6 protein-coding genes are annotated in these 9589 nt (G+C 54.4%); all 6 read right to left on the reverse strand.

Annotated features, from left to right (window positions below):
• Positions 1 to 1185: 1185 nt before the first annotated feature.
• From Q0482_RS00675 to Q0482_RS00700, 6 genes are read right to left on the reverse strand one after another with little or no spacing between them, the layout of a single operon-like run.
• Positions 1186 to 2094: a dihydroorotate dehydrogenase gene (locus Q0482_RS00675; RefSeq protein ID WP_299142149.1), complete on the reverse strand. Its 909-nt coding sequence runs from the start codon at positions 2092 to 2094 to the stop codon at positions 1186 to 1188.
• Positions 2091 to 2858 carry a dihydroorotate dehydrogenase electron transfer subunit gene (locus Q0482_RS00680; RefSeq protein ID WP_299142151.1) on the reverse strand — a complete coding sequence of 256 codons (768 nt, stop codon included), beginning with the start codon at positions 2856 to 2858 and terminating at the stop codon, positions 2091 to 2093. Before Q0482_RS00680 ends, Q0482_RS00675 begins: the two co-directional genes overlap by 4 nt.
• Before the next feature lie 4 nt (positions 2859 to 2862).
• Positions 2863 to 6060 carry a carbamoyl-phosphate synthase large subunit gene (carB, locus tag Q0482_RS00685; protein WP_299142163.1) on the reverse strand — a complete coding sequence of 1066 codons (3198 nt, stop codon included), beginning with the start codon at positions 6058 to 6060 and terminating at the stop codon, positions 2863 to 2865.
• A complete protein-coding gene (gene carA / locus Q0482_RS00690; protein ID WP_299142154.1) occupies positions 6060 to 7124 on the reverse strand; it encodes a glutamine-hydrolyzing carbamoyl-phosphate synthase small subunit in 1065 nt (354 codons plus the stop codon). Before carA ends, carB begins: the two co-directional genes overlap by 1 nt.
• Positions 7121 to 8416 carry a dihydroorotase gene (locus Q0482_RS00695; RefSeq protein WP_299142157.1) on the reverse strand — a complete coding sequence of 432 codons (1296 nt, stop codon included), beginning with the start codon at positions 8414 to 8416 and terminating at the stop codon, positions 7121 to 7123. The genes carA and Q0482_RS00695 overlap by 4 nt, the downstream gene beginning before the upstream one ends.
• On the reverse strand, positions 8400 to 9365 hold the full coding sequence (locus Q0482_RS00700) for an aspartate carbamoyltransferase catalytic subunit (protein WP_299142160.1): 966 nt from the start codon (positions 9363 to 9365) through the stop codon (positions 8400 to 8402). The genes Q0482_RS00695 and Q0482_RS00700 overlap by 17 nt, the downstream gene beginning before the upstream one ends.
• Positions 9366 to 9589 lie beyond the last annotated feature (224 nt).

Below are 9589 nucleotides of genomic sequence, written 5' to 3' on the forward strand. Positions count from 1 at the left end.
GGATCAGGGATCGGGGATTGGGGAATGGCAGTCCCCGGCTGGGCAGGTTTTTCTTCCCCTGTTTGCCCAATAAAAAAGCTGCCTTGCGGCAGCAGGTCGATTACTGTTTATTCAGAGATGCCAGTTCCAGTAAAGCCCAGGAGATTTCTTCCTGTTTTTCTTTTTCCATAATAACTTCGTTTTCAACCTGCTGTTCTTTCATTCTTGTGAGTGCCTCCATTAAAAGAACCCGCTTCATCACGGGCTGTAACAAATACTTTGTATGGTTATAATATATATCTTTTATACCCCATTATCCAATATTTCTTTGACAAAGTTTGTTTTCTCACTTGAAAAAGCATTCATACATTTCATAGCATAAATAGCTTATAAAATCGGTGGTCATTTGTATTGATTGCAGGATATCGGTTTGGTAGAGGTGCATGGGAATGCATGGTGGAGCATTTTTGCGTCAAACGCTTTTGTATTTATAGGTTATATAGAGTGGTAGTTATGTATTTAAAGGGCAGAGGGTAGACGGGGCCTTCGGCCCCGAAGGTTATGGCCCCTAAAGGGGAAACGACTCACTACATTTTGTGTGTCGCTGGCGCTCCTTCAAAATGTGTTCGCTGTGCACCGCCTGAGGCGGCGGGTTGTGTAGAAAGGGGCGACGGCCCTGCGGGCCGAGGGTGGTGGTGGCGGCCTTTGGGCGATGAGTTTTATAGTCAGCGTTACGGGAATGCCTTTCTGTCACATAAGCCACCCTAAACATGGCGGTGAGTTAGCCACCTCCAGTAGCTTTTCCCCCTTTGGTGCCTACGGCACCACCTTTGCCCCGGTGGGAAGCGTGTCACACGATTCTCAGGTTGCTTCGCTCCCCTACGAATCGTGTTCCCTTGCCACCCCGCTGTGCGGGGGCACAATAAAGCTCCGTATAACATTCCACTCATAAGTGGCTCTACATTAAGCACGGGTTGTTGTCCCACCGCTTGCGGGGGGAAGGTGGTGGCGCCAGCCACCAAAGGGGGAGCTTTTCCCTCGCCCGTAAGGGCGGTTGTAAAGGTTTTATAATACTGGCGGCGCAGCCGCCCACCAGAACCCTTTGAACCTTCAGAACCTTTTGAACCCTTTGAACCCTCACGCCCGCAGGGCGTGTCCATAAGCCGCGCCCCACTGAAAAAAGCAGCGGCTGGGCCGCTGCTTTTTTCAGTCTTTCAATGTTCCCACGATTTCATTGATATCTTTCACGTTGTTTTTATCGCACCATTCGTCCATTTCCTTTACGATCCGTTCCATGGCGGTGGGGTCTGCCAGGCTTGCAGTGCCCACCTGGACGGTGGAGGCGCCGGCCATCATGAATTCGATGGCATCTTCGCCGGTCATAATGCCGCCCAGGCCGCAGACGGGGATGCGGACGGCTTTTGCCACCTGCCATACCATGCGGAGGGCCACCGGTTTTACGGCGGGGCCGGAGAGACCGCCGGTGATGTTGCCCAGAATGGGGCGGCGGGTGCGGGTGTCGATGGCAATGCCAAGGAGGGTATTGATGAGGGAAAGGCTGTCGGCCCCTGCGTCTTCCACGGCTTTGGCAATAGATACCACGTCCGTTACGTTAGGGGAGAGCTTAACCATTACCGGAAGGGTGGTAGCATCCTTCACAGCTCTGGTGACGGCTGCTGCCTGTCTGGCGTCGGTGCCGAAGGCGGCGCCTCCTTCTTTGACGTTGGGGCAGGAAATATTGACTTCCAGGGCGTCAATGCCGGGCACCGTAAGCATGCGGGCGCATTCGGCATATTCTTCCACGCTCTTCCCCACCATGTTGGCAATGAAGCGGGTGGGGAGTTTCTTTACTTCCGGCAGGTAGTGTTCAATGAAGTAAGGGGCTCCGGGGTTTTCAAGGCCGATGCAGTTCAGCATGCCCGAGGTAGTTTCAGCTATGCGGACCCCTTCGTTTCCTTTCCAGGGTGTAGGTGCCAAACCTTTGCCGGAGATGGCGCCGATTTTTTTCATGTCGATGTAGTCATTCAGTTCCAGACCATAGCCTGCGGTGCCGGAGGCGCCGATGACCGGGCTGGCCATGGGGATACCCATGAATGTGACTGACAGGCTGCTCATAAGACCACCTCCTCTGCATTGAATACAGGGCCGTCGGCGCAGACTTTGTAGTGGCCTTTGCCATCTTTCCTGTCGCATACGCAGCCAAGGCAGGTGCCGATGCCGCAGCCCATGCGCCGTTCCATGGAAACTTCACAGGGAACGCCGGCGTCTTTTGCCATTTCTGCGGCGGTCCTCATCATGATGCCAGGGCCGCAGACGCAGGCTTCATCCACTTTTTCTTCCGCAAAGAGTTTGGGGAGGACGGATACGGAGAAGCCTTTGATGCCGTAGGAGCCGTCGTCGGTGGTGACGATCATCTGCCGTACTTTCTTGGGGAAAAGGTCTTTCCAGAAGACTTCTTCCTTATTTCTTCCGCCGATGACCACGGTCATCTGGCCTTCTCTGGAAGCCCTTGCCATAAAGAGGATGGGGGCGATGCCTACGCCGCCGCCGATGCCTACGATGTGGTCTTTATCCATATCGAAGGAGGTGCCCAGGGGTCCCAGGCAGTCCAGGGTGTCCCCCACTTTGAGGCGGGACATGGCGTCGGTGCCTTTACCTACGATGCGGTAGATGATTTCCACGATGCCCCTGCCCGCGTCGGTGCCGGCGATGGAAATGGGACGGCGCAGGATATAGCGGGGGTCGTTCACTTTTACATGGACGAACTGGCCGGGCTTTGCTTCCCTGGCAATGCGGGGCAGTTCGATCTGCATGAGCCAGATGCCGGGGCCCACGTGATTGTGGACCCGGATGATTCCTTTTTCTACAAAACCTGACATGGTATTACTCCTTCACATAGTCCTGGATAGCTTCCACATGGTGTTCAGCGCCGCCGGTGGATGCCATGACGCGGAGCACTTCCTTGGCGGTGTCCAGGGAGGTAATGCAGGGGATGGCCAGTTCCACCGCAATACGACGGAGGTCATAGCCTTCCTGCTCGATCTGGCTGCCGTAGGAAATGGTATTCAGCACCATGTCCACTTTGCCGGATTTCAGATACTTTTCGCAGTTTTCCCCTTTTTCGTGAATCTTCTTAATGATTTCTACAGGAATGCCGAGGCTCTGGAAATAGGCACCGGTACCGGAGGTGCAGATGAGGTGGTATCCCAGATCCACGAAGCCCTTGGCCAGTTCCGCCGTTTCCGGTTTATCCCGGTCGCTGACGGTGATGAGCACGTTGGCGCCGGCAGGAACCATAAGGTTGGCTGCCACCACCGCCTTGTACAGGGCTTCCTGGTAGGTATGGCCGATACCCATGACTTCACCGGTGGATTTCATTTCCGGTCCCAGTTTGATTTCTACGAGGCCCAGTTTGGAGAAGGAGAACACCGGCGCTTTGATGGCCACATAGTTCTTCGGCGGTACGAGACCCAGGGGGAGGCCCAGGGTATGGAGCGGTTCGCCCAGAGCTACCCGGGTAGCGTATTCCACCATGTTGATGCCGGTAATCTTGCTCATGAAAGGCACGGTACGGCTGGCACGGGGGTTCACTTCGATGACGTAGACTTTGCCGCCTACCACGATGAACTGGATGTTCACGAGGCCTTTGACATTCATGGCACAGGCAATGTCCTTGGTGTACTTTGTCAAAGTATCAATGACGTCCCGGGGCAGGTGCTGGGGCGGGTATACGGCAATGGAGTCGCCGGAGTGGACGCCGGAGCGTTCGATCTGTTCCATGATGCCCGGAATGCAGACGTCCACGCCGTCGGAGATGGCGTCGATTTCCACTTCCCGGCCCACCATGTACTGGTCGATGAGGACCGGATGTTCATGGGATGCCACCACCGCTTCTTTCAGGTACTGGCGCAGTTCCGCCTGGTCGTAGACGATCTGCATGGCCCGGCCGCCCAATACGTAACTGGGGCGTACGATGAGGGGATATTCCAGTTCTTCCGTCTTCTGCATAGCTTCTTCCACGCTTTCCACCAGGCAGCCCTTCGGACGGGGGATGCCCAGCTGGCCGCAGAGGGTGTCGAACCGTTCTCTGTCTTCCGCCATATCGATGGATTCATTGGAGGAACCGATGATACGGATGCCCCTCTTGGCCATAGGGGTAGCCAGGTTGATGGCGGTCTGGCCGCCGAACTGGCAGATGACCCCTTCCGGCTTTTCCTTTTCAATGACTTCCATTACGTCCTGCTCGGTGAGCGGTTCGAAATAGAGGGAATCGGAGGTATCAAAGTCCGTGGACACGGTTTCCGGGTTATTGTTAATGACGATGGATTTCTTTCCCGCCTTTTTCAATGCCCAGGAGGCGTGAACGGAGCAGTAATCGAATTCGATGCCCTGTCCGATGCGGATGGGGCCGGAACCGAAGACTACGACGGATCCTTTGCCCTGGGGCTTCACTTCGTCTTCTGCACCGTAGGTGGAGTAGTAGTAAGGGGTGTGGGCTTCAAATTCGGCAGCGCAGGTATCTACCATTTTGAAATCGGGGTGGAAATTCAGTTTCTTTTTGAAATTTTCCACGTCCTTTACAGTGACTTCAGCAAAGTGGGCGATGGCTTCATCGGGCATCTGGATCCGTTTGGCAGCCTTCAGGGTTTCCTCGGTGAGGCCTTCCTTCAAGAGGCGCCGCTCCATTTTAATAATGTTCTGGATCTTATAGATGAAGAAGAGGTCAATGCGGGTAATGCGATTGATTTCTTCCGGTTCGATGCCGCGGCGGAGAGCTTCTGCCACTACGAAGATTCTTTCGTTGTCGATACGTTTCAGGAGGCAGCGGATATCGTAGAGGGACTGGCTGTCCAGTTTCTTCAGATGCAGGTATCCTTCCCCCACTTCCAGGGAACGGAGAGCCTTCAGGAGCGCCCCTTCCAGGGTGCGGTCCAGAGCCATCACTTCGCCGGTGGCCTTCATCTGGGTGCCGATTTCACGGTCCGCCAGGGTGAATTTTTCAAAGGGCCAGCGTGGGAATTTGCATACCACGTAGTCGATGGACGGCTCGAAGCAGGCCTTCGTATTGCCGGTAATGGCGTTGGTGATTTCGTCCAGGTGCATGCCCAGGGCAATCTTCGCTGCCACTTTCGCAATGGGGTAGCCGGTGGCTTTCGATGCCAGGGCGGAGGAACGGCTCACGCGGGGGTTCACTTCGATGACATAGTACTGGTTGGTCTTGGTGTCCAGCCCGTACTGTACGTTGCAGCCGCCTTCGATCTGGAGGTAGCGGATAATGTTGATGGATGCGGTGCGGAGCATCTGGTACTGGCCGTCGGTCAGGGTCTGGGTGGGCGCCACCACGATGGAATCGCCGGTGTGGACGCCCACGGGGTCGATGTTTTCCATGGCGCAGACGATGATGCAGTTGTCCGCGCTGTCCCGCATGACTTCAAACTCCACTTCCTTCCAGCCGGCGATGGACCTTTCCACCAGGATCTGGTTGATAGGAGAGAGCTTGATACCCCGGTTGGCGATTTCTTCCATTTCATAGCGGTCATGGGCAATGCCGCCGCCGGTGCCGCCTAATGTATAAGCCGGACGGATGATGACGGGGTAGCCGATTTTGTCTGCAAAAGCCACAGCCGGTTCCAGTTCTTCAAAAATTTCAGACTCCGGTACAGGCTGATGGATTTCCTCCATGGCTTCCTTGAACAGTTCCCGGTCCTCTGCATGCTTGATGGCATGGAGGGAAGAGCCCAGAAGCTTCACGTTGTATTTTTCCAGCACCCCTGCATCGGAAAGCTGCACTGCCATATTCAGGCCCACCTGGCCCCCCAGGGTAGCCAGCAGGGCATCAGGCCGTTCTTTCTTAATGACTTCGGTCACAAAGGGAAGGGTAATCGGTTCGATGTAAACACGGTCTGCAATGTCCACGTCCGTCATAATGGTGGAAGGGTTGCTGTTTACCAGCACCACCTCCACCCCTTCTTCCCGAAGGGAGCGGCAGGCCTGGGTGCCGGCATAGTCGAATTCTGCCGCCTGGCCGATGACGATGGGGCCGGAACCGATGACAAGGACTTTTTTCACGTCTTTATTAATCATTTTTTAAATTCCTCCATGGCCTTGGCAAATTCAGCAAAGAGATAGAAATTATCCTTCGGTCCCGGAGATGCTTCCGGATGGTACTGTACTGCCTGGATAGGCAGTGTCTTATGGCGGATGCCTTCGATGGTGCCGTCGTTCACGCTGCGGTGGGTCACTTCGATGCAGTCCGGCAGGCCCTCATCGGAAATGGCGTAGCCATGGTTCTGGCTGGTAATGTAGACACGGCCGGTGCGGAGATCCTTCACCGGATGGTTGGCACCCCGGTGCCCGAAGGGCAGCTTGAATGTGTGGCCGCCAAGGGCGGTGGCCAGCATCTGGATGCCCAGGCAGATGCCGAAAATAGGCTTTTTACCGATGAGCTTCTTCACCGTATCCACCACATAGGGCACATCCTGCGGGTCCCCCGGTCCGGGAGAGAGGAAAATGCCGTCCGGATTTCCTGCCAGAAGCTCCTCTGCGCTGGTATGGGCAGGGAATACATGCACCGTGCAGTCATTGGCTGCCAGGCTTACGAGGATATTCTTTTTCAGTCCGCAGTCCAGGAGGGATACCTGGTACTTCCCGTTTCCATAGGTATAGGGATAGGCCGTGGTGACCCGCTCCACCTGGTCACGGTGAAGGGGTTTGGCCAGCTCTGCCTTAATGAAATCTTCGCTTCTGTCGGCACTCACAATGATGGCCTTCATGACCCCCTGGGTACGCACCATGCGGGTGACTGCCCGGGTATCCACATTGTAAAGGCAGGGCACATGGTATCTTTCGATGAAATCGGTAATCTTTTCCTTGCATTCCCAGTTGCTGGGATGGTCGGCAATCTGGTCAAGCACATAGCCTGCAGCGGCGGGCTTCCTGTTCTGCATGAACAGGTCGTTGGCGCCGTAGTTGCCGATTAATGGATAGGTCAGAGTCAGAATCTGCCCTTCATAGGAGGGATCAGTGAAACATTCCTGGTATCCTGTCATGCCCGTGTTGAAAACCAGTTCTCCCAGACCTTCTACCGTTCCCAGAAGGTCCCCTTCGAAACGGGCGCCGTTTTCCAAAATCAAGAGGCCTTTCATTTGAGCACCTTTCCTTCTTTCATAACGATTTCTCCATCCACCACAGTGAGCACAGCCTTGCCCTTCAGGGTGATGTTTTCATAGGGTGTAAAGAGGGACTTGGTATACAGGTCTTCCCCGTGTACCGTCCACTCCTTATCCGGATCAAATACGGTAATATCAGCAGGAGCGCCTTCCTCCAGCACGCCCCCTTCTACCCCCAGAAGCTTTGCGGGATTCACGCTCATAAGCTCCACAATGCGGTCCAGGGTAAAGCCCCGTTCATGATAAAGCACGGTGAGGGTGGAAGCCAGGGAAGTCTCCAGCCCTGCAATGCCGTTGGGCGCGCAGTTGAAGGGCACATTCTTTTCCTCATTGCAGTGGGGCGCATGGTCCGTCATGATGGCATCGATGGTGCCGTCCTTCAGCCCTTCGATGAGAGCCTCCCGGTCCTCTTCTGTCCGGATAGGAGGAGCCATCTTGAAGGCCGTATCATAATCCTTCAGCCATTCATCGGTGAAATAAAGATGCTGGGCCGTCACTTCGGTGGAGCAGTTCACACCCTTTTTCTTTGCTTCCCGGATGAGTTCCACTGCCTTTTTGCTGGACACATGGGCAATGTGGATATGGCAGCCGGTGAGCTCGGAGAGGAGCAGATCCCTTGCCACCGCAATATTTTCCCCTGCCGCCGGACGGCCGGTGACGCCCATGGCATAGGAAACCTTACCTTCATTCATGAAACCACCGCCGCACATGGTCATATCTTCGGCGTGGTCGATGACCATCTTGTGGAGCATGTCTGCATACTCCATGGCCCGGCGCATGAAATTCGCACTTTCCACGTAGTGGCCGTCATCGGAGAAAGCCACAGCACCATCGGCTGCCATGTCCCCCATTTCAGAGAGCTGCTTTCCTTCCAGATTCTTGGAAATAGAACCGATAATGCTGACCTTGACGACCCCCACATCCTCTGCCCGCTTCTGCACATCCCGAAGGACGGCGGAGTTATCGATGACAGGCTTCGTGTTGGCCATGGTAGCCACCCGGGTCATACCGCCGGCAGCAGCCGCCTCGGTGCCCGTATGGATATCTTCCTTCGCTTCCTGTCCCGGTTCGCGAAGATGGACATGCATATCAATGAGCCCAGGTGTCACCACAAGGCCCGTGGCGTCGAACACTTCCAGTTCATCGCCGAATGCAGGGATTTCCTTCCCTATTTCTTTAATCTTTCCGTTTTCTACGAGGATATCTCCCACTTCATGCTGCTTCTTTGCGGGATTTACAATGGTTCCGTTTTTAATTAAGAGCATCAATGTCTTTACCCTCCGTCAGTGTTAAATATTCAAGAGCCATGCGTACAGCCACGCCGTTCCGCACTTCCTCCTGAATCCAGGATTTTTCATCATAGGCCACATCATAGCCGATTTCAATGCCCCTGTTCATGGGACCGGGGTGAATCACCGCCACATCCGGTTTGCACAGGGAAAGCCGCTTCTTGTTGATACCAAAGAGGCGGGCATATTCGCGGGTGGTGGGGATGAATCCGGCAGCCGCCCTTTCCAGCTGGATACGGAGGATATTGATGGCATCGGCATCCTTCAGCGCCGTTTCCAGATCATCATCCACAATGCATCCCATGGCCTCCAGTTCCTTCGGCACCAGCGTCCGCGGCCCCACCAGGTGCACCTCAGCCCCCAGCTTCGTGAATCCCACAATATCGCTCCGGGCCACCCGGGAATGAAGGATATCGCCGATAATCACATACTTCATGCCCCTGATATTCTTCCCCGCTTCCTTCAGGGTGAAAAGCTCCAACAGCGCCTGGCTGGGATGGGCATGGGCCCCGTCGCCGGCATTCAGCACCACCGGCACCTTCACCTTCGGGCTCATCACTTTGGATGCAAAAAGAGCGGCCCCCTCTGACGAATCACGAATAATCACTGCATCCACTCCCATTGCGGAAACGGTAAGCAATGTATCTCGCATGCTTTCACCTTTCGTCATCGAGCTGCCGCTCTTTGTAATATTGATCACATCGGCTCCCAAATACTTACCGGCAAGCTCGAAAGAACTGCGTGTCCTGGTAGATGCTTCGGAAAACACTGTCACCATGGATTTCCCTTTGAGGAAATCTCTCTTCTTGTTGTCAGACAAAACAATCTTTTTCATCTGTGCTGCTACTTGAAGGATTCGTTCAATCTCTTCCGCCGAGAAATCAGCTAAAGCGAGAACGGAACGACCTTGTAGTGAAATCGCGCTCATGCCGGCCTCCTAAAAAATAACATCAAAATAGTTATCTCTATAATCATATAGACATTCAGCCCCTTTTTCAATAGAAAGAAAATTAAAATCTTCTTATATCCAAAAAGGTTTCCTGCCTGTAAGTATTATATATGAAATGAAGAAAGCAGGAAAGGGGCCGCAGGGCGGCCCGTAAGTGTCAAGTTTTCCTCGGTAATTCATTTGACTGTCGATAATTACTATCT

The sequence above is a fragment of the uncultured Dialister sp. genome (assembly GCF_937959425.1).
In the GTDB taxonomy this organism is placed as follows: domain Bacteria; phylum Bacillota; class Negativicutes; order Veillonellales; family Dialisteraceae; genus Dialister.